Raw genomic sequence first — 22,734 nt, forward strand, 5'->3', positions numbered from 1 at the left:
GAAAACCCGGTTTCCAGTAGACCGTAAGGCTGCTCCGCTTAAGTGAACAGCATTAGGCTTGTAAGGCCGGGCTTTTCGTTGAGTACCGCGGTAAAGCTACTCATTCATGCAGCGCGGTTTTCGATCAGACGATCCGAACCACCTTCAGCCACACGATGAAGGTGACTATCGACGCCCGCAATGGAGGTGCCTCACGCCCAGGTTTGCCCGAGCGTCGCCAGATCGGCCTTTTGCAGATCCTGCGCGCTCAGCACAATACGGAACTTGCAGTTGGCGTTGAAGTTGAGAAAAAAGGGCTCTGCAAAAGCGGGTATGTCGGATGGGTCTTTTACGTCGACCAGAAAGATCCCGCCGCGCATGCCATCCTGCTCAGTAAAGTACGCCGCCTCCGGCTTGATGCTGACCAGAATGCGCTCAATGACCTCGCCCACTTTTCCGGCTTTGACAAGGGAATTGAAGGGTTCATTAGGGCACTCGACCATCAGTAACATCTTCATCATTCAATCCTCTGCTCAACTTGCAACCCTGTAGCCAGACCTTTGCGTCTGGCGCTCATGCCGCAGGCCATTCATTCAACAGTCCTCGCGGTTTGTGTCATCAAGAATAGCGAAGCGTGAGCCAGCCCTCGTGCACGGGTTACGGGCGGTCATGAAGCCTTATTTCAAGGATTGAGAAAGTCCTGATAGTTGCGGATGCGGTAGTCGGTCATGGCTTGGCAGGGGACATCGAGGGGGGGCTTGGGTGTTGATGGGAAGAAATGGAACCAACATCGTCAATAGCGTCTAAATTTCATTGAGATATCCCTCCACGCTGAAGGAACGACTCATGCTCAGATCTCGCTCGTTGATTGCAGCTGTTACATGCCTTGCGCTGGTCTGCGGCTCAGCAACTGCGTTAGCCGATCCCGGTAATGGAAAGGGTCAAGGAAACGCCAAGGGAAATCCGCAAAACAGCCAAGTTCATGGCAGTCAGGGTGGACAGGGAAGCAAAGGCAAAAATTCCGGGGGCGGCGATTGGGATAATGGCCCAATCATCAGTCGCGCAAGCGTACTTGGGATTGTTGGTGGGTATCGAGACTACTGGAGCCCCGGACCTGCATTGCCACCCGGCATTCAAAAGAACCTCGCGCGAGGTAAGCCGCTTCCACCAGGGATTGCCAAAAAACTGGACGGTCGGTTAATCGGCAGGCTGCCTCATTATGATGGATATGAATGGCAGCAAGCTGGCACCGACTTGATATTGGTTGCGCTGGCAACCGGGCTCATCTACGAAGTGCTCAACGGTGCTTTTGATTAATGCTTGAGTGGCGCGGGCAATGGGCATGATCCGTATGCCCATTTGAAGGGTGTTCTGAGGCGGTTGCCTATGACATTGCCGTTACCTTGCTACGCTATTCGTCCACGCTGATGCCCGATCCCCCTAATTCGTTGGGGACATCCTTTAGCTTGGGCAATCCATCCTTGATGCGCAGCACAGTCTCCTGATAGTGCACGTGAACGCCTGGCGAGTATGCGAGATCCGGGATGACCGCGGCATACACGTCGATGAGCCCCATCCCCGGGTGTTCAGTAAAGATGTGTCCGCCGCACGTCTTGCACCACTTGCGGTAACTGCGCGGTGTCTTGTTGTAGGTGCCGATGTTGTCAGCACCCCGAGTCACTTGCACCGCCTCGGGTTTCCACAGCGTGAAGGCATTGACCGGTCCTGCTGACCAATGCCGACACGACTCGCAATGGCAATAGCCCATTCCGACCGGCTCGCCGCTGACTGTGAACTCGACTGCGCCGCAAAAACAATTGCCCTTGTAAGACCGTTCAATGCTCATGGCATGACTCCTTGATTAATTGCCAGGCGATACCGCCGGACATGGCATGGACCGCCTGAACGTTGCCTGCCTTCACCCGTCGATGTAGCGCACCGCTGTGGCCGGCGTGCGCCGCACCTGCAGTTCGAAAATGTCAGGGCGCGCGTAATGCCCGGTGACGTCGAGCGCCCGCCGCGCTGGCGCCACGAGTGAGACGTCGATGTCCGCATACAAAATGCCTGCCTCTCGGTGTAATGGACCGGCCACGATCCGGCCTTGAGGGTTGACCACCACCGAGTCGCCGTCGTTGATCCATTCGTCCGGATCGGGAAACAGTTGCGTACGCGCCGGGAAGTCATCGGGGATATCGCTGCCGCGCAGCGCGGTGCCACTGCCGAGCACCCAGCAGCGGCCTTCAAGTGCAATGTGACGCATCGTGCTGATCCAGCCCTCGCCAGTGTCGTACGTGGGGGCGACGTAGATTTCCACCCCTTGGGCATACAGTGAATAGCGTGCCAGCGGCATGTAGTTTTCCCAGCAGATGAGCGCACCCACGCGGCCGACCGGTGTATCGACCGTGCGCAACCCGGAGGCATCACCGAAGCCATGCACCATACGCTCGGGATTGGTTGGCATCAGCTTGCGGTGTCGGTTGAGCACTGCGCCGTTCGCGCCGATAACGACTACGCTGTTATAGAGCGTGCCGCCACCATTGCTCCGGTCGCATTCATTGATGCCGCACACGATCGTCACGGCGTGAACCCTGGCGGCCTCGCACAATTGGCTCAGGTCACCGTTAGTAATATCGACGGCGTTGGCCAGCAGCCGCGTGTGCAACTGACCGATTACAGCCCCGTCCTTTCCCGCCGCCAGCCGCCAGATCCACGACGGGTAACCGGGAATGAACGATTCGGGCAAAACGATCAGCGAGGCTCCCGCCGTCGCGGCCTCAGCGACCGATTGCACGGCCCGGGCGATCGTCGCGCTGCGATCGAGCAGCACGGGCGGGCGCTGAATGATGGCTACCTTGGTCATGGCGTTCTCCTTTGGCTCTTGGCTTTCGAAGGCTTGAGCGTGCGCGTAACGAAGTGGCGGGGCTAGTTCAAAATCTGAAGCGTTGCAGTTGCGGAGTCCAGGCGATGGAAGAGAGCTACGGTCAGTTCTGCACGGTCGCACGCGGTGCTGAAGCACTGTGCGAGCGCTGGACACCTTTGGTCGTGCGCGAGCTGCTGTGCGGCAGTAAGCGCTTCAATGAACTGCACCGCGGCGTACCACGGATGTCCACCAACCTGCTGACACAGCGGCTGCGCCATCTGGAAGAAATCGGCGTCGTGCACCGCACGGCCGCAGGCAAAGTCTGGGAGTACAGCCTGACCGAGGCGGGCGAGGAATTGCGCCCCATCATCATGGCGTTGGGACATTGGGGCGCGCGCTGGATCGGCAGTCGCCTTCGCGATGACGACCTCGACGCGGGCTTGCTGATGTGGGACGTGCGCCGGTTCGTGCGCATCGAAACGTTCCCGTCCCGACCGGTGGTCATCCAGTTCACGTTCCGCGACGCGCGGCCCGGCGAGCAAGCGTGGTGGCTCGTGGTCGAACAGGGCGTGGCAGACCTGTGCCGCGCAGTCGCGAGAGCTGCGTGTGGCTGGCGCGGTGAAGGATGCGGAAAGCTTGTGGCGCTGGCTTGGCACGAGTGCGTTTGCGAGTACCCGGAGCGCGGCACGCTAGCGCTGGCAGCATCCGTCGGTCGCAGGACTTTGAACTGTCTGGGGCTTACAGCGTCATAAGATTCGCGATATCAACCTATGGAAGCCATCATGCTTTTAAAGAATAAGAGTCTCGTTGCTGTAATGTCCTGCGCCCTGATGCTGGCGGCCGCCCCATTACTCCCTGCTGACCTGTCCCTCATGAACTCCGCCTATGCGAAAGACGGTGGTGGTGGTGGTGGTGGTGGTGGTGGTGGTGGCGGTAACGGTGGTGGTAATGGGGGCGGCAACGGAGGTGGTAATGGCGGTGGCCACGGCGGCGGTACAGGCGGCGGTCACAGCGGTTCAGGTCACTCCGGCAACTCTGACAGCAACGGCCGCGGTAATGGGCTGTCCAGCGATCATGCCGGCAAGGCTGTTCGCGACCGTGGCGAAAGCGGAAACCACTACGGCAGTGTTCGCAATAGTGATAGCGGTCATGGCCAAACGACTTCAGGCATCGCCAACTCCAAAGATACTCGCGGCTTGGACAAAGCCAGAGCAGTCTCGACCACGACACCAGGCGATCACAACACGAAAGGGTTGAGCAAAGCCGGGACTTCGGTATCGAAAAAATCGCACTGATCAGCCATAAGGGTTGATGGGAAAGTCCAACAGACTCAACTGCAAAGTCTGCCGCACGCTTGAGCTCAATTGGACTTCTTCGGTGGGTAGTTACCGCGCAATCCCCCGGACTGGGTGCCTGTTTTGCAGGGCAGGGCAGGCACTACCGGGCGAGATCTGGGCTGGGGGTTGGAGCGGCTCCGGGGTTGAGGTTGTTTGCTCATTGTTTGCCTCCTGACTTTTCAGGGTTTCGCGAAGGCCTCCTGATAAAGCTTAGCTGCTTGCTGCGATGAGTTGCATCGTTCGGCAGTGGGTGAATAGGCTGCAAGTGACCAAAACCCGCAGCACGCAACCCTAAACAAAGCGGGCGCCCGACAAGGCGCCCGTTTTCGATTGTTCCGCTGCTTGAGTCCGTAAGCGTCGACCGATCACATCCTCTCTAGCGCAGCAGATGCACCGCCAAGCCGACAATCGCGCAAGCCATCAGCACCTGAATGACACCCCGTTTGAAGCGGAACAAGGCAATTGCCGCCAAAATGGCGATCAGTGCAGAGGGCCAGTCGAGGTTGCCGCTGAAGCCTTGCGGCCACAGCACGTGATAGCCGAAAAAACATGCCAGATTGAGGATCACTCCAACCACCGCCGCTGTGATTGCGGTAAGCGGTGCAGTGAACTTGAGTTCGTTGTGGGTCGATTCCACCAGCGGGCCACCGGCGAGGATGAACAGGAACGAGGGCAGGAAGGTGAACCATGTCACCAGGGTGGCCGCGACAGCCCCGGCCAGAAACACCTGATCGGCGCCGAACACTTGTGAGACGTACGCTCCAACAAAGCCGACGAAGGCCACCACCATGATCAGCGGCCCCGGTGTGGTTTCCCCCAGTGCCAAACCGTCGATCATCTGAGTCGGGGTAAGCCAGCCGTAGTGACCGACCGCACCTTGATAGACATACGGGAGGACTGCATAGGCCCCGCCAAAAGTCAGCAACGCGGCCTTGGTAAAGAACCAGCCCATCTGGGTCAAGGTGCCTTCCCAGCCAAAGAGGGCGATCAAAATACCCATCGGCAAAGCCCACAGCGCTGCGCCGATGAGGGCCAGCAGCGCCAGTTTCATCCAGCTGAACCGGGCATGTTCCGGGGACGGGGTGTCGTCATCAATCAAGGCCGGGCCGAAGGATTTTTTGGCAGCGCTATGGCCCCCGGCTCTGAACTTCTCAGGCGCCAACCGCCCTCCGACATAGCCGATTAACGCTGCCCCCAATACGATCAACGGGAAAGGAACATTGAACGCGAAGATCGCGGTAAATGAAGCTGCTGCTATCGCCCACAGCCAATTATTCTTCAGCGCCCGAGTGCCAATCCTATGTGCCGCCTGCACCACGATGGCCGTCACGGCAGGCTTGATCCCATAGAAGAGGCCGGCCACCACAGGCACTTCGCCGAACGCGATGTACATCCACGACAAAGCGATGAGGATGAACAGTGAGGGCAGCACAAACAACACTCCGGCGATCACTCCGCCCCAGGTTCGATGCATCAGCCAGCCAATGTAAGTCGCCAATTGCTGAGCCTCTGGCCCAGGCAGCAACATGCAATAGTTGAGCGCATGGAGAAAGCGACGTTCGGAGATCCAGCGCCGACGTTCCACCAGTTCCTGGTGCATGATCGAAATCTGTCCTGCTGGCCCGCCAAAACTGATGAAGCCGAGCTTCAACCAGAACCAGAATGCCTCACACAAGCTGATCGCCTTCGGCCTCGATAGATCCTCTTCAGCCGTTGATGCCAACACCTTACTCATTGGGTTGTTCCTCTTTCACAAACTCGGCGAGCAGGCCGTCGAAGATGGCGCTGGCAGCAGCCAGCAAGTGGTCGTCATGGGTAATGGTTTTGCGCAGTCCTGCCAGCACGCGCTCGATACCGGCAGCCTCTAAAGGCTGAATACCGCCGATATCGAGGTAGTGCACCAAGGTCGCGATGCGGTTCAGGCCGGGCTCTTGAAGCTCAAAACTGGCTTGCAGGGTTTCGAAGGTCACGCGATTGCCGACATGACTGAAGGTCGCACCATCGAAGTCGAAGCCCAGCGCGTCTGCCGGACAGTCATGTGGAGTACTCAGCCAGAGGATCTGAGCTTGTGGATCAATGAAGCGCCGAATCAACCAGGCACAAGCCAGACGGTCAACCCACGGACGCTTACGTGTTGCCCAGACACGACTTTGATAGTCACCACGGTTGAGTGCCATTATGGGCTCGTCGCGGCTATGGGGTTCATCCGCGGACAACGCTCTGCTGGCAGCCGTCTCAAGCTCCTGCAAGGCTGAATCAATCTGCTCCTTGGGCTTACCTGGGAAATAATCGATGTGGGTGAGCTGATCGTAGTTTTTGCGCAGCTTGCGAATTTGTTTGGTGGTGGCCAATGCGTTTTCAGGATTGAGCTGCCCACGGCACTCTTCAATCTCTGCGCGTAGCTTGATGTAGTCATCGCTACGGTCGAACAACTCGACAAAGCGCTCACCCTTCGGATCGACCACGGGCAGGATGTAAACAGTGCCATTGATAGAAAGGATGTCGCGCTCGACAGACGCCAGAGCTTCACGACAGACACCGGTATCAGGCAACAGATACGCACCATCGCGCAGAACCGCCGCACCTGAGGCTTTCAGCGCACGCCAGGCTCGCATGCGCTCGGTGGAATTCGCGGTGGGTAAAGCGAGAATCAGTGTCAGCCAGTTGTTCATGTAGAGAACGCTATTTATTTTGTAGTTGTTATTACATTAACTGTGGTTTTGGCGTTTGGAAAGCCATCCTTAAAATCTGCATTAAATGGGGATTGATTTTGAGGTGAAGGCCGGCAGTCCGATGGATGCTGGCGCACCTCTTTGTTTGCGGACACAAAAAAACGGGCGCCTTCACGGCGCCCGTTTTTGTTTATTCCGCTGCTCGAGCCCGTAAGCGTCAGCCGATCATATCCATCAAGTCGCAACCGATCTCGGCGCGCAAGGCAATGTTTCCCGCACCTGCGCAAGGCCGTTGATTACTGGTCAGCAACGGGCTGCAATCGACCCAAAGTTGACGCGGGTGACAGGCAGAAAACGACACATAGCTGCCGTAGATGGCCGGATGCGTCCCCCGACGTCCCTAACGGTCGCGACTTTAACAATAGGCCGCCTTGCTTATGGCTCCAGGGTAGCTTTAATCAATGGTGACAGCCTTGGGCAACATTTGTTCCGCTCGAAAGGAGCAGGAAATGTACAGATTAAGAGTCTTTGTGGTGTGCGCGTTCACACTCGCCGCATTCCTGACGTTACCCGTGTCGAGCGCTGAGCAACCGATGGCGGGCCACATATCAGTTCTACCCTCCGATCTCAAATGGTCTGATGCGCCATCGGTCGCACCCGGCGCCCAAATCGTAGTTATTGAAGGCGACCTGAAAACTGTAGATCCGTTTACCTTTCGGCTCAAGCTACCTGCCAACTCTAAAATAGGTGTCCATACTCACCCGGTAGTGGAACGTGTCACCGTAATTTCCGGAACTTTTCACCTAGGAGTCGGCGACAAATTTGACCCCGCCAAAGCCAGGGCCTACACGCCGGGCGGTATCACGATCATGCCTGTTGGTATGCCGATGTATGTATTTACCCAAGAAGAAACTGTCGTGCAGATCCATGGGACCGGCCCGTGGGGTATCAATTTTCTAAATCCCGCGGATGACCCCAGGAAGAAGTGACCTTATCTACCTGGTATTCCGACCATCACGCAGGCGTATGGGCGAGCACACGCGTCTGCCCCTGCGACCAGTCCCTGATTGTGCGCATTGAATGAAATCAATGCTGCTTCTCTTGAGTTCGGTTGCAACACGAAACGATCGGAGCTCTTCGACCCAGACTGACTGTCGCTCCCGGAGCTTGGGCGGTGAGCAGACGTTCCCGGGTATACGCTAATGGCCGATAGCGGACACCCAAACGGCAGGCGAGAGTGAGCAAAATCGCGCCTCCCGCTCTTCCGCCAAGCCTGACCAGGTAGCAACCGGAGAAAATTGGCGCCGAAAGGACTAGCACCGGTGCCAACGTGTAACCGACTTACCCGTACATGTATAAAAGGCCGTCGATCCGTTCCAGTTCCTGTTGCGTGAATTGCACGTTGTTAAATCGCCTAATGTCTTCGAGCATGCCTCTGATGGGAACTTGCAGCGATGGATCCTGAACGATTTCGATCAGACGTTCGTAATCGGGATCTCTTCCCTTGAGGTATTTTTCGATTAGTTCTTTGAGTGATAAACGAGCCTGCTGGTCTGTTAGCACTTTTTATTTCTCCGGCAAAATAGTGACTTCATCCGCCGTAATGACAGAGGGATTGCCCGGTTTTTGGATGAGTTGTTGCGAGCCACCCGTTCCGTATTCAGGGTGCGCTTTGGTGTTTGCGATCACTCACTATAGGTGGTGTGGCGTGCGAAACAGGCCGGAACTGTCTGGGCTCAACGTCCATATTCAACGTAGGGGCCCAAGTAGAAACCTTGCGTATCCCAGTTGATTCGATAAATCACTTCTTTCCCTGGCTTGATGTTGGCCGCGACAGTTTTGATCGCAACACCAGCACATAATCCAGACTCGGCGAGCCCGGTACCGAGGTTCACTTCACCGGCAGGCAAAACGAAAGATGCCTTCTGACCGGGACCTATCTTGGCTGCGCGCTGACCATCAATGTAGAACATGAGGTCACATCCCGCACCGACAAACCCGTCATCACGGAGAATGGTCAGGCGTCCCGGATCTTTCGTACCCTGGCTTTTGAACGCGTACATCTCATTGGCCGGCACTGGCCGCGCGTCAGAAACCCGCATAGGTGATGTTGCGCAACCGCCCAAGGCCAGCAAGAGCGCCCCCGTTGCGATAATCCTTCGCATAATTTTTCCCTCCTGAAAAAGGGCAAATGTATCAGAGCTACATACTTCCAACGACCCAAGCGGGCAGCCGTTAGCGATAGAAGTTGGCCAAAAGCAGGCGCCTCTCGTGCGCACAGCGCGGGCTTGGGAGCCGTGCCGGTCAAACGGGGCAGGCTCCCTGCGGATACTCAGCCGAGCAGTATCCGGCCAGGCGGTTCGCCTTGCCCGAATTCATCGATTGCACTCACCCCCGCTCGGCCACCAACAGCAACGACTGCGGCACAGGACTTTACGGGTGCTGCGGCTCCTGCAGGCCGGCCAAGCGAAAGCTGGCCATGTCCAAAGCATTGCAGGGCGTTCATGGCAGCGAGCAGAGGGATGATGTCCTGGTGCAGCAGGATCGCCATCCACGCCTCGATCATTTCGTCCTCAAGGGCCCGCTCGACCAGCATCTTGGTGAGCTGATCTGAGCTGATAAAGGAAGTTTCGCAGAAGATGGAAAGTTGCCTGAACCTGTCGCGAGCCAGTGTGTCCTCGATCGAGAGCGCATGTGACAGCTTTGAAGGCATCCAGTTGTCGGTCAATAAAATCAGGGATCAGAACCTGCAGATATCGGCGGCGGCGGAAGAGCAGCACAGTGTGGCCGAAGAGATCAATCGGCATATCCAGCAGATCTACGACGAGGCGCGGCTGGTCGAAAGCCTGGCCGGCTCTGCGCAAGAAGACTCAGGCCGGCTTTCGCACCTCTCGAATGAACTGAACGGGCTGGTGGGGCGCTTCAAGTCGTAGAGGCGGCCCGATGCGCTCGGCTATCGGTACAGCAGAGGTGCCAGCAGTGCACACATGCCGCGCCAGTGCGAACCCTCCCAGTAAGACTCGCTGGCAGGCGTCGCAGCGCAGGAAGTGCGAATAGAGGGCGCCAACGAGTGGCGGCACCTGCGACCGGGCCAGTTCCGGGCTGATCTCGTGCAGCGGCAGGTTGCAATGAATGCACAGGCTGAATGGCCGCGCGCTACGCGCCAGGTCGAGGCGCTCGTACAACTCGCGCAGCTGCAGCGACGGTTTCAGGGCATGCACGTAACAGCCGTGGCTGATGATCCGTCGCTTGAGCAGTTCGCGGTCACGGGTTAGCACGATGCGTCCTTGCTGCGCAGCGATCTCGGCGATCTCGCCATCCTCGAAGCCATTGTCGTAGAGAGTGTCGAAGCCGCTCATGCGCAGCAGGTTGGCCAGCCCGCCAAGGTGCGCATCAGCGACGAAGCGCAGCACCCGTAAAGGTTGCGCACGAACCTTGAGCAGCGGGCTGATGTCCAGCGCTTCGAACTTGGGATACACCGCCAGTCGGTCACCGTCGAAAATCACCCGCTCGAAGCCCACCGACTCGCCGTTGAGCAGCACCAACTCGACCTCGGTGTGCGGTATCCCGAGCGCCTCGATCATGTGCTTGACCGTCGCCGCTCGCGCGCACTCGCAGGTGAAGGACTGCCGCCGCCGTTCGGCCGGCAGGAAATCGTTGAGCTCCTCGTAGAAGCGGAAGGTTGCACTGGTCATGTTGAACAGTATGGCAGGGCTGCAAGGATGAGCGAGTCTAGTCCGGACATCTTCTCCGGCAGGCACCAAGCTACGATTTGCCAACCGATTTTACTACCTGCACCCCGAACGTCTACGCTCCGTTTCTATCGGTGCACCACGTAACCTTGAGGCCTATGACATACGTGTTCAGCAAGACATTGTTCCCAACACTGCCCACGCCGGAATATCGGTCGTGCCCTACGTCCAGGATTTTCTATTGCAACTAGGCGATTGAATCAAAACGCCGTCGAGGCCACATGAATTTATGAGCACTAATTACCAGCAAACCTTTTATGAATCCACGGCCGACATCACCACGAAGTTGCGGGCGTGCTCTCCGGCGCGGCTGGGGCTGAAGTCGTAAACGACCGCCGCCAAGTCCGAGAACTGGCTGGTCGCATACGCCCAGACATAGGCGCGATGGGTTTTCTTCGCGCCCGGCATGAGCATCTGCACCGGTGTTTCATCGGCGTGGATTACGCCATGTTCGAGGCCAGCATCGCGCAAGGTATCGACCAGCGGGTGCAACTGCACACCACAGTTGCCGACCCATTGCGCCAAGGTTGAGCGGGCGATGGCCAACCCAGCTCGACCGAAAATCGATTCCTGGCGATAGAGCGGCAAATGGTCGGCAAACTTCGCGATCATGACATGGGTCAGCAGCCCTGCGGTCGGGATGACCTTGTCGATGACCTGAGCCGGAACCGGTGCCTGGATCAGGGTTTCGCACTGATCGCAGACCCGTTTGCCACGGGTGTGCCGTTCAACGGTGAACACGCCCGGCGTGTAGTCGAGTTTCTCGCTGACGTCCTCGCCGATACGCTTGAGAGCACAGCCGCACTGGCAGTGGCTGCTATCGGGTTCGTGGTGGATCAGAGTGCGCGGAAACTGCGGTGGCAAGGCGGTGCGTTTAGGTTTTTGCCGAACCTCAGTCGAAGCGGGAGCAAGTTTCAGCGCTTCAAGTTCAGCTTCGATGGCTGCAATGTCGGTGTCGATCAGGTCATCAAGAAGACTGGCTTGATCCGGACTTAATTGCTCACTGCGCTTGGCAAACTTGAAGCGCTTGAGCTGCGCAATCTCGTGGGTCAGCTTTTCGATAACCGTTTGGTCGCGGTGGATCTTCTTGCCCATTGTCTCGACTTTCTGATCGAGACTCTCGACACGCTGCATCAACTGCGCCGGCAGAGCGCGCAGTTGTTCAGGATTTAGTTGGTCGAGATTGGGCAGCGAAGTCATGCCGCCGATTTTGCCAGAGCCGGCGAAAACCGACGATAGGCTCATCGGACAATTGCACGGCCTGGGTGGTCATGGCAGGCGTTAAACGATGGAAATCGCGCTGCCAGGCCCGACTCTTTGCCATGGCAAACCCAGCACCAGGGCATGTAGTTGTTCGGCACCCAATTCCATCTGAGAGCCGTGTCGAGAACCCGGCCAGAAGACTTTGCCTTGGTGCAGGCGGCGCGCCGCCAGCCAGATACCCAACCCGTCGTGCACCAGCACTTTCATCCGATTGGCGCGGCGGTTGGCAAACAGATAAGCACAGTGCGGCTGCGCCGCACCGAACACCGCCACCACCCGCGCCATTGCTGTGTCGGTGCCGGCACGCATGTCCATGGGCTCGGTGGCGAGCCAGATGGCGTCGATGCGGATCATCGCAACAGGTCTCGAAGAAAGGTGGCGCAGGCAGCCGCGCTTTCGGTCGGCCAGTTCACTTTGACGGTGCCGCGCGGGTGTGGGATTTCGACGCAGATAGTCGATGACGCGGCTTGCGAATTTGCTCCGGCTAGCTGCAAGGGCAGCGGAATGAAAGCAGGTTGCAGCGCCATGGCTTTCTGCGTTTGCCCCCGAATCCATTTATGGACGAGGTTCGCGTTGAGGCTGTGGCTCAGCGCAACGCTGGCAATCGAGGCCCCGGGCTGGGCGCACTCTTGAATGACCTGGGCCTTGAAGGATTTGGAGTAGGAACGGCGTTGTGGATGCATGAAAGACCCGCTTAAAAGGCTAGAAATGGTGTCCACTAAAATTTAAGTGCACACCATGTCTTGGCTTTGCAGAACGGGCTAGATAACTTGGCCGGACGGATACAAATGACTGGGTTTTTTTGCGTTGCTTGGTAGCATGGCGCTAAGTGAATCGCCCACTTTTTGGTAGGTACTCTGACTGGCGGCTTTGGGGCGATACCCTCAGATTGGTCGAAGGAGTGGGGCCAGCTTGTCGAGTGAAGACAGGTTCTGTTAACAACACCTCTAACGCCCAAAAGTGAAAGGTCCAGGCAAGCAAACACTCATTGCGGCGCTCGGCTTGGTCATTGAAAATATGCCTAACCGTAGAAGCAGAAGGCGTTGCAGCAGATGGCAAGGATGATTCCGGATCACGGTCCTCACGAAACAGACAGCAGAGGCGAGCGAGATCTCTATTGGGTTTTGAAAACAACCCTACCTGACGATTACACCGTGATTCACAGCCTACCGTGGCTCTGTGCTGCTGTGAATGAAGTCGGCTTGAACGCCGCGCCTACCGGTGAGATTGATTTACTTGTGATTCATCCGGAAAACGGTGTGCTGGCTTTAGAGGTTAAGAGCGGCAAGTATCACATTGAGAATTCAAGATTTTTCCACGACAGCCGGAAATTCACCATCGACCCGGTCACCCAGGCGAGAAAAAATGTCCATGGCTTGGCACGCTGGCTAGGAAACAAGCCCTCGTTGCGCCTGAAAATTGGTTACGGATTTGTATTCCCCGACTCTGACTTCCGGGATCTGCCGGCTTCGCCAGGAATGTACGACACGTCCAGCAATCCACCACAGCCGATTTACATCGATTACCTCGGCATGCCAGATGTTGCCCAACACATCATCGCCCTGATGATGTATTGGAAAGGCGCACTACTAAACTTCAGGCTGGGAACAGCCCGAGTCCAGGAACTCATCGATTTTCTCACGCCAACCATCGACGGGCAGCCTCAATGGGGGAATCGGATACTTTACGACAACAAGGTGTGGCTTAAGCTTACCGACGAACAAAGCGCGGTGGTGCGCAACGTTTTAAGAAATGAAACGTCGCTGATCACAGGATGGCCAGGGACAGGCAAAACTCTGATCGCTATCGAGTCCGCCCGAAAGCTGGCGGTCGACGGTAGACGTATTCTTGTAATTTCTTTCAACATAAATCTAACCGATTTCATTCGTAACCAGCTCGCTGATTACAGTTCATGCACAGTACTGACGTGGCATGGTCTCTGTAGACAAGCCGCGAAAGTTCTCGGGCACGCCCATGACGCGGACGGATGGTATAAGACGACTTGCGTCGAGGACTTGAGCAAGGCGCTAAGCCAAGACCTAATGGGCAGTTACGATGCGCTAGTGGTGGACGAATCTCAGGCGCTTAGCCCAACGTGGTGCGAGACTCTGGCGACATGGTTCCGAGACAAGCCGAAAGCCTTCTTCTGCGATGAAACCCAAGTTTTCTCTTTCGAGCGGGAAAGCGTTTCGCTAGAGGTGCTGAGTGAAATATTGGGCGTAAAGCCGTTCCCCCTGACCATTATTCTAAGAATGCCCAAGGCGGTTACGGACATACTTGCGGAAGTCGTGCCCCCTAAGCTGCAACACTCCTCGCCTAGAATACTGGAGTTAGATACTGCGGTTGAAATTGTAACCCTCAACCCTTGCGAAGACTTGGTGAAAATAAAGCAGACTCTACTAGATGAGGGTGTTAATGATGACGATATTGTTGTATTGACAGGGTCAGTTATCGGGAAATTATATTATGACTTCTTGGCATCCTCTAAAGTTTCGAGCAAAAACATAGCAAAGTTTCGCGGAATGGAAGCCTCGATCATTCTCGTCCTTGGGGCCGAACAACTCAGCACTGCGGAATTATTTAGCGCATACTCGCGCGCCACATCCAAGTGCATCGTGATATATAATGCCCATAATCGTTATTGGAGAAGCAAACAAGGGTTTCAATCGCGACTTCAAAACAACCCAGAGACCTTTGCGATACTGAAGAAAGAGCAGATAGCACTCCGAATTAAGAACTTAATTTCAACCAGCACCTCTGCTACTTCACTTAACCTGAAAAGCCTTAATATTGCATGGGCTATCGACTGGAAAGCCTGGTTGATAGAGATCGACGCTCACGAGACTCAGGTAATGCTGTGGCTCGAACATCTCTGCAAAAAATTGGCACATCCAATTTTTTTCTGGCACAAAGATACACTCACCAAATTTTACCAAGCTGATGCCTACAAATTCGACGACCGCGAATCGGTTGCTCAGTACTCTGTTATCCTTGAGCACTGCAACGCCTGCAACCGCTTAACACCGCATACGGACAAAAGCGTGAGTGAATGCACCCTGTGTGCGGCCAGCGATAGCAAGGGTTTGTTACGCGATTTGGAAACCATTGAAGAGTTGCGACTACTTGATGCGATCATAACATCTCAACTGTCCAAGGATCGTACAATTGAGCTTCAGCCTACACTTCCGATTTGCATCGCAGCCGCTGCCGCACTCTTGCGAGCGAGTCGAAAGAATTTTCGGAACAATGTACTGCTAGTTCCATTGCCGTCAGGCCGAAGCCTATACCTAGCGGCTTTCGCATTTACACAATCTAGGATAGCTATGCATCCTCGCAATAGCACTATGTCCGTGAGCAGTCTGGCAGATGAAATTTACGGACGGTTTAAATCTCTAGATCACATAACCCTCCTTGAATGGAGAAAGATATTTGCGAATGCGATGGGCACCTTCTACCAGAAAGGTTATGTGACAAAAGCTGGGAAAGGCCTGTATAGGCCCGTTGAAGACGCCGAGGCACCGGTCCCAGAGCGTCCAACACAAATTGGCGGCAACCTCGACGAAGAAAGATTAGAGTTGGTTGCGGTTGACGACTCCGAGGCGATTTGATTCCAATTTGAACCGTCACCTCAACTGTACGTGTGTTTAGTCCTGAAACAGGTTTACACCCACCTCACCACACGCCCGATGTATTTCATCGGGCGTTTTGTATTTCATAGACAGCTGCGGACGCTCGCTATTCACTTCACTTGAACTGAGCAACCAGCCAATCCTTCAAACGCCCACACGCCGGATCCTCTGCCTTCTTCTCATTGATCATCAAATACTGAACCGCTTCCCTGAGCGTCAGCTCCTCCGTTACCGGCCGAACCAGGCGCCCCTGCTGTTGTACCAGATGTCTCACCAAATGATCCCAGCCCAAGGCGAGCCCTTGATCATCCAGCGCCATTTGCACGAGAAGGCTGTAGTCATTGCTGCTGAAGTAGTGCGGGCTTTCCGAGGCCGGGATCTGTAGATCATGGGACTGAAAAGCGAACCACACATTCCAGTCGACCTGTTCTGACAGCTGGGAACGGCCATAAGGGTTCAGGTCCAGCAGTACGCTGTTGCGCATGCCCTCCAGGGTGCTCCGTTCTGGGTGAGCCTCCAGATAACGAGGTGTGCACACGGGATAGACGACTTCATGGAACAAGGGTATTCGCAGATAGCCGGGGCGCAGATCACTGTTCTTGGTGATAAAAATATCCGGATTTATCCCGGGCTCCATCACCAGAAAATGCTGGGTGGTGATGACATTCAGGTCGACATCGGGATTGGCGCTGAAGAAGTCTTTCAGTCTGTGGGACAGCCAAAGCGCCGACAAGGCGGGTGAACAGCAAAGGGTCAGGGTGCGCTTATCACTTTTTTCCCGGCGGATTCTTTCAGTCGCTTGAAAGATGTTGAGCAGGGACAGCTGTGCAGCATCGAAGAGTGCGGTGCCTGACGCTGTCAGCCTGACTTCCCTCCCTGTACGGGTGAACAACTCCGTCCCCAAGTAGAGCTCAAGCTCGCGAATCTGACGGCTGATGGCCGCCTGGGTAACGCACAACGCCTCGGCGGCCCGGGTAAAGTTCCGATACTTGGCGGCGGCCACGAAAGATCTCATGGCCTTGAAGGACGGCATTGAGAGCGGGGCCTGATCAGGCTGGGAGCTTCTAGCCATAACAAAAACTACCTGTTTTCTCGAAAAAAAAGTCGGTTCTGCCCATCGGGCTCCGGGTCCACACTCTAACGCACGATGGGCTGAGGACCACGGTCAATCGAACCCGCGCCGCGAACACAAAAACAAGGAGACGACATGCCGTACCAATCAGGAAGGGAAGCGTTCATGCAAGGTGTCCGGGCGCTCATTCCAGTGAGTCCCGGTGTCATTCCTTTCGGCTTGTTGACGGGGGTCATGGCGATCAACATGGGCATGTCGCCCGGCACTACCATGGGCATGACGCTGCTGTTCTACTCTGGGTCCGCTCAGATGGTTGCACTGCAACTGCTCCATACGGGCGTTGTGCCGCTGGCGATCGTGGTGACCGCCCTGGTCATCAATTTGCGCTTCATCATGTACAGCGCGTCGCTGGCCCCCTATCTGCACCACTTGCTCCGACGCTGGACGTGGCCGCTGTCCTACATGCTTTCTGACCAGTCCTACGCGCTGTGCAGTCTCAAGCTTTCCTCTGGCGAGCTGGGTCAATTCGCACACCACTACTATGCCGGCACCGCCGCTGCCATGTGGCTGTCCTGGCAATTGTCGGTATTGGCGGGCATCTACCTGGGAGCAAGCATCCCCGAGACCTGGTCATTGAGCTTTGCCATACCGCTTTCGTTTCTGGCGCTTCTGGTTCCCGGCATACGCAGCGCGGCGAGCCTGGCCGCCGCCTCGGTCGGCGGGCTGATCGCCGTGTTGGCGGTCAATATGCCCTACAACCTTGGGCTAATAACCGCTTCCATCGGCGGTGTCATGGCGGGTCTGTTGATTGAGAGTGTTCGCAAGCGCCCATTGAGCGATGCGCTGACCCATGACGTCGAGAGGGAGACACCATGAGTGATTTAGCCTTGTGGGGGATGTTCCTGGCGGTCGGCCTGGGAACGTTCGCGATGCGTCTTACCTTTGTCGAACTGTATGGCCGGTTGCGCATCCCGTCAGTGCTGAGTCGGGCCTTGCTTTATGTACCGGCGAGTGTTCTGGCGGCCCTTGTGCTGCCCGCCGTGGTGTACCCCAATGGGCAGGGTGAATTCGTGTTGAATAACCCCCAGATACCCGCCGCCATAATTGCGGCCTGGGTCGCCTGGCAGACTCGCAATACGGTCCTGACGCTGGCGGTTGGTATGGGAGGGTTGTGGCTATTCAAGTTTTTCGGTTTGTAATGAATCGATGAGCAGCCGGGACGGCCTCAACAGCAGGGGGCCGTCAGCGACAAATTGTCTGCCAGGCTCCTGGCCTGCTGAGTCGCGTTCTCACGCGCGCGCAGATCAACGTCTTCCCCCAGGATGGTTTTCTCCACAATCACCGAATGCACATCCGTGACGCCGATAAATTTCAGCCAGGCTTCCACGTAGGGCTTCTGGAAGTCGAAGCGCTCCGCCGGTGTGATCGACTGCGCCGAAAAATCCAGGCCGCGGGCGTACATCACCACGGCGAGTTTGTTGTGCAGCATGCCTTCCAGACCGCGTTCCGGGTCAACGCTGAACAGGATGTCTTTCTGCGATACCAGGTCGATGAAGTGCTTGAGTTTGTACGGGATGCTGAAATTCCACAGCGGTACGGACATCACGAGTACATCCGCGCGGTGCAGGTGACTTGCCAACTCTTTTAACGTGTTCCACGCGTCTTGTTGTACGGCGGTCAACGGCGTGCCATTGAGCCCGGCGTATTTGGCCTCCATGGCCAGATCATCGAATTCCGGCAGCGTCATGTTCCAGAGGTCGAGGGTGATGATTTCGGTGTCCGGGGTGTTTGCTTGATAACGCGCAATGAAGCTGCGCGCGACTTCAAGGGAAGCCGAACGCTGCTTGCGTGGAGAACATTGAATATGGAGAAGAGTCGTCATGGCACACCTTGAATGATGGGAAGGCAGGGCAGGTGTGAGCATTGCAACATAGTTGTATTTGAAATATAAATCGTAAATTAGTACTCAATTGATCACGTATAAAACTATGTTCGATGCTCTGCTGCTCAAGACATTTGTCACTGTCGTCGATGAAGACGGCTTCAGCCGTGCAGCCCAGAAGCTGCACCTTACTCAGTCTGCGGTCAGTGGCCATGTGCGGCGATTGGAAGAACAGATTGGTAAACCCCTGTTGACGCGTACCACCCGTTCCCAGCAACTGACTGCCGATGGCGAGCGCCTGGTCTCTTATGCGCGCACGATCCTCGCGCTGAACCGTGATGCCTGGACAGACCTGACACGCACACCGTTTCACGGGCGGCTGCGGATCGGGGTGTCCGAAGATTTTGTCGAGTCTCGATTACTGCGCACTGTTCAGGATTTCGCAGCGCAGTACCCCGGCATGGAGATCGAGGTGCAGGTGAACATTCCGGGTACGTTACTGGCGCTGATGAAGCAAGGGCATCTGGAGGTGGTCATCGGTTCGCTGTGCGAAACCAGCGAAGCGGGGCTGTTGCTATGGCAAGAACCGTTGGTGTGGGCCTGGTCGGCGCAACCCGTCGCCCGGTTACCCACGCCGTTGCCGCTGGCCCTGTTCCCCGAGCCGTGCCCTTATCGCGAGGCCGCGCTGACGAGACTGGCGCAGGCGGGAATCGCCCAACGCACGGCGATGTTGTGCAGCAGCACTGCCGGGTTGCGGGCGGCGGCCCTGGCAGGCTTCGCGGTAGCGCCCATGCCACTCAGTCAGTTGGGGCAAGGATTGGCGGTTATTGGGGTAGAACAAGGGTTGCCGGATTTGCCAGATGCGCAATGTCGGCTGTTCACCTCGCCTGACGCGGATCAGGCGATTGTGGCGGCGGTCACTCAGCTGATTGTGGAGTATTGCTCTAAGCGGAGGGCTTGATTGTCATTTCAAGGGCTTGCTTGAGCGTCTCGGGTACGCGGTCTTTGCCTTCCTGAGGGAAGGTCAGCCGTCTGTTGGATGCTGGTGAGCCACGTTGATCATGGACACAAAAAAACGGGCGCCTTGATGGCGCCCGTTTTCATTTAATCCATCGCTCTAACCATGGCCGACCGCACATAGCGGCTTTTTACCGTATGAAAGTCTTCATATTTTATTTCACATACTGACTTGATGAGAAGCGCTAATTTACTGGCTTCCAGAGGTTCTGTAGGCTCTTAAGACAAGAATCATCTTCACATTTTATTTCACATATTTTTTGTGAAATGACTTCGGTCAATGGGCTCACGGAAGGCTCCGTCAGCCGCCGTTTATGCACATACCACAATTGCTGAAAACGGGCGCCCATTGAGGCGCCCGTTTTTACTTACTCCTTCGCCTGCGCTCGTAAGCGTCGACCGATCACGTCCATCAAGTCACAGCCATCGCGCAACGGGATGGCCAGTAGTTTGGAAAAGTCGGAAAGCACTACCGTGTCGCAACCGAGTTCTGCGCGGTAGGCGATGTTTTCCAAAACCTGTGTGACCGTGCGGATGCGGTGATCGGCCATGGCTTGCAGGACGTCGAGTGGGGCTTGGGTGTCGATAAGCAGGGACGCCGGGATCAGGTCGATTCCGGTGAGGGGCATGTATCTTTCCATAGGTGAGATCTCGTTCAGTTAGATGAGACCGCCAACAGATCGTCGCCAAACGAATAGGGTGGCAGTTGCGCGCAGGTTGGCGAACCGGGAACGAAAACCGGCAGACCCGAAGGTCTCCCGCGCGCAACCGCCATAGTACAGCGGTTTTGCAGTTGCGACGACGCCTGCAAATGAGCAGGCGGCCCTCGCATTCGTATCTCGGGTCGCCAAACCCGAATCGCCATTTTGGGCGACGAGATGAACTATAGGCCTCATCAGAACGGCGGGAAAGGTGAGGGATTCCGAGGTTTGTGTAGGAATTTTTATGCTGGTCCTAGGACCGTTACGCCCCTTCCGTGAGCGACTGCTATCGGCCAGAAGCGGTCGGTTGTGACCGTCTGCGGTGGGCTGTAGATTCAACCGGTCGCCATCGTCAGCTTTGGGTCGATCCAAGTCATTCAACCGCCAATCCTCCGCCCCGTGAAAGGCTTCGTTGGAAACCTTTTCTAATAGCGCTGAAGGGCGCACGTGTCAGTAAGACGCGTGCACGGGCTTTCCCTTATGGTTCTAACATGACGTCCGGGCGACCAGCGTCATATTCGTCGAAGATCAGCGCCATGGGCCGGCAGTGCCCAGGGCAGGATGCATTCCTAGAATTCACAAGTTCGGTATGTGCTGCGGGCAAGATAAGGGCTTAGTTAACCATCACCTCGTCCAGTGCCTGTTCGAGGGTGCTGACCGTGCGCTCGATATTGTGCAGCTTTTCGAGTCCGAACAGACCGATACGGAAGGTCTGGAAGTCGGCCGACTCGTCGCATTGCAACGGCACTCCAGCGGCGATCTGTAGGCCGTGGTCGACAAATTTCTTACCGCTCTTGATGTCGGCATCATCGGTGTAGCTCACCACTACGCCAGGGGCCTGAAAGCCGGCTGCGGCCACGCTTTTGATGCCTTTGCCGGTCAACATTGCGCGCACCCGATCGCCCAGAGCCTGTTGTTCGCCGCGGACCTTGTCGAAACCGTAGGCTTGCGTCTCTTTCATCACTTCGTTAAACCGCGCGAGGGAATCGCTGGGCATGGTCGCATGGTAGGCATGTCCGCCCTGTTCGTAGGCGTGCATGATCTGAAGCCACTTTTTCAGGTCGCAGGCGAAGCTGCTGCTATGCGTCTGCTCGATGCGCTCGAGGGCCAAAGAACTGAGCATCACCAGGGCGCAGCAAGGGGAGGCGCTCCAACCTTTCTGCGGTGCGCTGATCAGCAGGTCGACTGCGCATTTCTGCATATCAACCCAAAGCGTGCCTGAGGCGATGCAGTCCAGCACGAACAGGCCACCCACCGCATGCACGGCGTCGCCGACGGCCCGCAGGTACTCGTCGGGCAGGATAATCCCTGATGAGGTTTCAACGTGGGGGGCGAAGACAATCTGCGGCTTCTGCGCCTGAATGGCTGCCAGCACTTCGTCGAGAGGAGGTGGAGCGTAGGCAGCCTGGCGACCAGTGTCGACCGGTCGGGCTTTCAGCACCGTGGTGGCCGCCGGGATGTTGCCCATCTCAAGGATCTGGCTCCAGCGATAACTGAACCAGCCGTTGCGTATCACCAGACATTGCTGGTCGGTGGCAAACTGTCGCGCCACCGCTTCCATGCCGAATGTGCCGCTGCCCGGGACCACCGCAACAGCCTGGGCGTTGTAGACCTGTTTCAGGGTCCTGGAAATGTTCTTCATCACGGCTTGAAATGACTGCGACATGTGGTTGAGCGAGCGGTCGGTGTAGACCACTGAGTACTCGACCAGCCCCTCAGGATCGATACTGGGATATAGCTTTGACATGGGGTGACTCCTTTGGCAGAGATGTCAGTGGTATCGACCCTGCCCTAAGCCTTGGCAAATGACAAGATTGCTCGGGATTGAATTGCGACTTCTTCGGTCGATAACGACCCGTTACGAAGGGCAGCAGCCGACCCGAAGCAGCCATTCAGGACGGTCCTGCGCACATGAGTGATCGCCTGCGTTGAGGGACTATCCATTAGTCATTTGATATGTCGGTAAACCTTGGTTGTGCGCAACGAGAATCCTGCCCCCTCGTATAAACGATGGGAAGATTCACGATCTGGGTTGGATGTTAAATCCAGTGTTTTCGCGCCGAGGTCATGGCTTTTTTCTATTGCTACTTGTATGAGTGCTTTGCCGATCCCTTGTCCTCGAGCACTGGCATCTACTACGACGTCTTCGATCCAAGCACGAACGCCTGTCGGAATACGAAAATGAACTAGGGTTAGCGCCCCCAAAATGCTTCCTCCACTTGCTGCTCTCACGACTAATAAATGGGAGCACTCTGAATCCACGATTTGCTTCAAATCTTCCATTGTCATCGCTTGAGCGTTTTTGGAAAGCTGTGGGAGAAGGTCATTCAAAGAACTGAGCAGTATAGGATCGGACTCTTTAACCACCTCGACGAAAGCGGATTGGTTTGTCATTAGAAATCCTCATAGAAGGCGCTTGTAGTACTGAGACGAATTTTTCGAGTTTCCAGTGCTATCTGGGTGACAGGGGGTGAAGCTTCAATGGTTCAATTCGACCCGTTATCCCCAAAAGGGTCTGCGAGTGACCGCTTCTGGTCCAGGCTGTGTGAAAACTTTTTAGAGCAAGTTTG

The 22,734-nt window shown here is 56.2% G+C and carries 21 protein-coding genes and 4 pseudogenes; 10 read left to right on the forward strand and 15 right to left on the reverse strand.

What is annotated here, in order from left to right; all coding sequences use genetic code 11:
* Positions 1–191 precede the first annotated feature (191 nt).
* Positions 192–497 carry a panthothenate synthetase gene (locus QK293_RS13495; protein WP_282377758.1) on the reverse strand — a complete coding sequence of 102 codons (306 nt, stop codon included), beginning with the start codon at positions 495–497 and terminating at the stop codon, positions 192–194.
* 328 nt (positions 498–825) lie between these two features.
* On the opposite strand from QK293_RS13495, the gene QK293_RS13500 reads away from it, so the two are divergent.
* The gene (locus tag QK293_RS13500; RefSeq protein ID WP_282377759.1) at positions 826–1,296 is read left to right on the forward strand and encodes an anti-virulence regulator CigR family protein; all 471 of its coding nucleotides are present in this window, start codon (positions 826–828) and stop codon (positions 1,294–1,296) included.
* A gap of 94 nt (positions 1,297–1,390) precedes the next feature.
* Here QK293_RS13500 and QK293_RS13505 read toward each other — a convergent pair whose 3' ends face one another.
* Both QK293_RS13505 and QK293_RS13510 read right to left on the reverse strand, forming a co-directional pair.
* Complete coding sequence (locus tag QK293_RS13505; protein ID WP_282377760.1) at positions 1,391–1,825, reverse strand: GFA family protein; 435 nt, start codon at positions 1,823–1,825, stop codon at positions 1,391–1,393.
* Positions 1,826–1,897: 72 nt separating this feature from the next.
* Positions 1,898–2,839, reverse strand: a complete 942-nt coding sequence (locus QK293_RS13510; protein WP_282377761.1) for a carbon-nitrogen hydrolase family protein — start codon at positions 2,837–2,839, stop codon at positions 1,898–1,900.
* Positions 2,840–2,943: 104 nt separating this feature from the next.
* Here QK293_RS13510 and QK293_RS13515 point away from each other — a divergent pair.
* Together QK293_RS13515 and QK293_RS13520 are read left to right on the forward strand one after the other, a co-directional pair.
* Positions 2,944–3,532 (forward strand): annotated as a pseudogene (locus QK293_RS13515) (helix-turn-helix domain-containing protein).
* Between the two features lie 89 nt (positions 3,533–3,621).
* A complete protein-coding gene (locus tag QK293_RS13520) occupies positions 3,622–4,134 on the forward strand; it encodes a hypothetical protein (protein ID WP_282377910.1) in 513 nt (170 codons plus the stop codon).
* A gap of 418 nt (positions 4,135–4,552) precedes the next feature.
* On the opposite strand, the gene chrA is transcribed toward QK293_RS13520, so the two are convergent.
* Both chrA and QK293_RS13530 read right to left on the reverse strand, forming a co-directional pair.
* Positions 4,553–5,911 (reverse strand): chromate efflux transporter, encoded by a 1,359-nt coding sequence (chrA, locus tag QK293_RS13525; RefSeq protein WP_282377762.1) that lies wholly within the window; start codon positions 5,909–5,911, stop codon positions 4,553–4,555.
* On the reverse strand, positions 5,904–6,848 hold the full coding sequence (locus QK293_RS13530; RefSeq protein ID WP_282377763.1) for a chromate resistance protein ChrB domain-containing protein: 945 nt from the start codon (positions 6,846–6,848) through the stop codon (positions 5,904–5,906). Before QK293_RS13530 ends, chrA begins: the two co-directional genes overlap by 8 nt.
* A 509-nt stretch (positions 6,849–7,357) precedes the next feature.
* On the opposite strand from QK293_RS13530, the gene QK293_RS13535 reads away from it, so the two are divergent.
* Positions 7,358–7,837 (forward strand): cupin domain-containing protein, encoded by a 480-nt coding sequence (locus QK293_RS13535; RefSeq protein WP_282377764.1) that lies wholly within the window; start codon positions 7,358–7,360, stop codon positions 7,835–7,837.
* A gap of 747 nt (positions 7,838–8,584) precedes the next feature.
* On the opposite strand, the gene QK293_RS13540 is transcribed toward QK293_RS13535, so the two are convergent.
* Positions 8,585–9,013: a hypothetical protein gene (locus tag QK293_RS13540; protein WP_282377765.1), complete on the reverse strand. Its 429-nt coding sequence runs from the start codon at positions 9,011–9,013 to the stop codon at positions 8,585–8,587.
* Between the two features lie 200 nt (positions 9,014–9,213).
* Between QK293_RS13540 and QK293_RS13545 the strand changes: the two genes are divergently transcribed.
* The gene (locus tag QK293_RS13545; protein ID WP_282377915.1) at positions 9,214–9,462 is read left to right on the forward strand and encodes a hypothetical protein; all 249 of its coding nucleotides are present in this window, start codon (positions 9,214–9,216) and stop codon (positions 9,460–9,462) included.
* A 7-nt stretch (positions 9,463–9,469) separates the two neighbouring features.
* A pseudogene (locus tag QK293_RS13550) lies at positions 9,470–9,781 on the forward strand (methyl-accepting chemotaxis protein); the annotation flags it as partial.
* A 20-nt stretch (positions 9,782–9,801) separates the two neighbouring features.
* On the opposite strand, the pseudogene QK293_RS13555 reads toward QK293_RS13550, so the two are convergent.
* The 4 genes and pseudogenes from QK293_RS13555 to QK293_RS13570 all read right to left on the reverse strand — a co-directional run bounded on the left by QK293_RS13555 (position 9,802) and on the right by QK293_RS13570 (position 12,546).
* A pseudogene (locus QK293_RS13555) lies at positions 9,802–10,543 on the reverse strand (Mut7-C RNAse domain-containing protein).
* 336 nt (positions 10,544–10,879) lie between these two features.
* Positions 10,880–11,800, reverse strand: a pseudogene (locus QK293_RS13560) (IS66 family transposase); the annotation flags it as partial.
* 81 nt (positions 11,801–11,881) lie between these two features.
* Positions 11,882–12,217, reverse strand: coding sequence for an IS66 family insertion sequence element accessory protein TnpB (gene tnpB / locus QK293_RS13565; protein WP_282377766.1), 336 nt, complete (start codon positions 12,215–12,217; stop codon positions 11,882–11,884).
* A complete protein-coding gene (locus tag QK293_RS13570; RefSeq protein ID WP_282377767.1) occupies positions 12,214–12,546 on the reverse strand; it encodes a transposase in 333 nt (110 codons plus the stop codon). Before QK293_RS13570 ends, tnpB begins: the two co-directional genes overlap by 4 nt.
* A 369-nt stretch (positions 12,547–12,915) precedes the next feature.
* Here QK293_RS13570 and QK293_RS13575 point away from each other — a divergent pair, with 369 nt between their 5' ends.
* Entirely contained in the window at positions 12,916–15,471 is a 2,556-nt protein-coding gene (locus QK293_RS13575; RefSeq protein WP_282377768.1) for an NERD domain-containing protein, read from the forward strand.
* A gap of 136 nt (positions 15,472–15,607) precedes the next feature.
* On the opposite strand, the gene QK293_RS13580 is transcribed toward QK293_RS13575, so the two are convergent.
* On the reverse strand, positions 15,608–16,564 hold the full coding sequence (locus tag QK293_RS13580; RefSeq protein WP_282377769.1) for a LysR family transcriptional regulator: 957 nt from the start codon (positions 16,562–16,564) through the stop codon (positions 15,608–15,610).
* Positions 16,565–16,699: 135 nt separating this feature from the next.
* On the opposite strand from QK293_RS13580, the gene QK293_RS13585 reads away from it, so the two are divergent.
* Entirely contained in the window at positions 16,700–17,440 is a 741-nt protein-coding gene (locus tag QK293_RS13585) for an AzlC family ABC transporter permease (RefSeq protein WP_282377770.1), read from the forward strand.
* Positions 17,437–17,763, forward strand: a complete 327-nt coding sequence (locus tag QK293_RS13590; protein ID WP_282377771.1) for an AzlD domain-containing protein — start codon at positions 17,437–17,439, stop codon at positions 17,761–17,763. Before QK293_RS13585 ends, QK293_RS13590 begins: the two co-directional genes overlap by 4 nt.
* A gap of 26 nt (positions 17,764–17,789) precedes the next feature.
* Here QK293_RS13590 and QK293_RS13595 read toward each other — a convergent pair whose 3' ends face one another.
* Complete coding sequence (locus tag QK293_RS13595; protein ID WP_282377772.1) at positions 17,790–18,446, reverse strand: NAD(P)H-dependent oxidoreductase; 657 nt, start codon at positions 18,444–18,446, stop codon at positions 17,790–17,792.
* A gap of 106 nt (positions 18,447–18,552) precedes the next feature.
* On the opposite strand from QK293_RS13595, the gene QK293_RS13600 reads away from it, so the two are divergent.
* On the forward strand, positions 18,553–19,407 hold the full coding sequence (locus QK293_RS13600; protein WP_282377773.1) for a LysR substrate-binding domain-containing protein: 855 nt from the start codon (positions 18,553–18,555) through the stop codon (positions 19,405–19,407).
* Between the two features lie 424 nt (positions 19,408–19,831).
* Here QK293_RS13600 and QK293_RS13605 read toward each other — a convergent pair whose 3' ends face one another.
* The 3 genes from QK293_RS13605 to QK293_RS13615 form a co-directional block, all read right to left on the reverse strand.
* Positions 19,832–20,104 (reverse strand): hypothetical protein, encoded by a 273-nt coding sequence (locus tag QK293_RS13605; RefSeq protein ID WP_282377774.1) that lies wholly within the window; start codon positions 20,102–20,104, stop codon positions 19,832–19,834.
* 673 nt (positions 20,105–20,777) lie between these two features.
* A complete protein-coding gene (locus QK293_RS13610; protein WP_282377775.1) occupies positions 20,778–21,911 on the reverse strand; it encodes an aminotransferase class V-fold PLP-dependent enzyme in 1,134 nt (377 codons plus the stop codon).
* Between the two features lie 200 nt (positions 21,912–22,111).
* On the reverse strand, positions 22,112–22,558 hold the full coding sequence (locus QK293_RS13615; protein WP_282377776.1) for a GNAT family N-acetyltransferase: 447 nt from the start codon (positions 22,556–22,558) through the stop codon (positions 22,112–22,114).
* Between the last annotated feature and the right edge of the window lie 176 nt (positions 22,559–22,734).

The sequence above is a fragment of the Pseudomonas sp. AL03 genome (assembly GCF_029960815.1).
In the GTDB taxonomy this organism is placed as follows: Bacteria; Pseudomonadota; Gammaproteobacteria; order Pseudomonadales; family Pseudomonadaceae; genus Aquipseudomonas.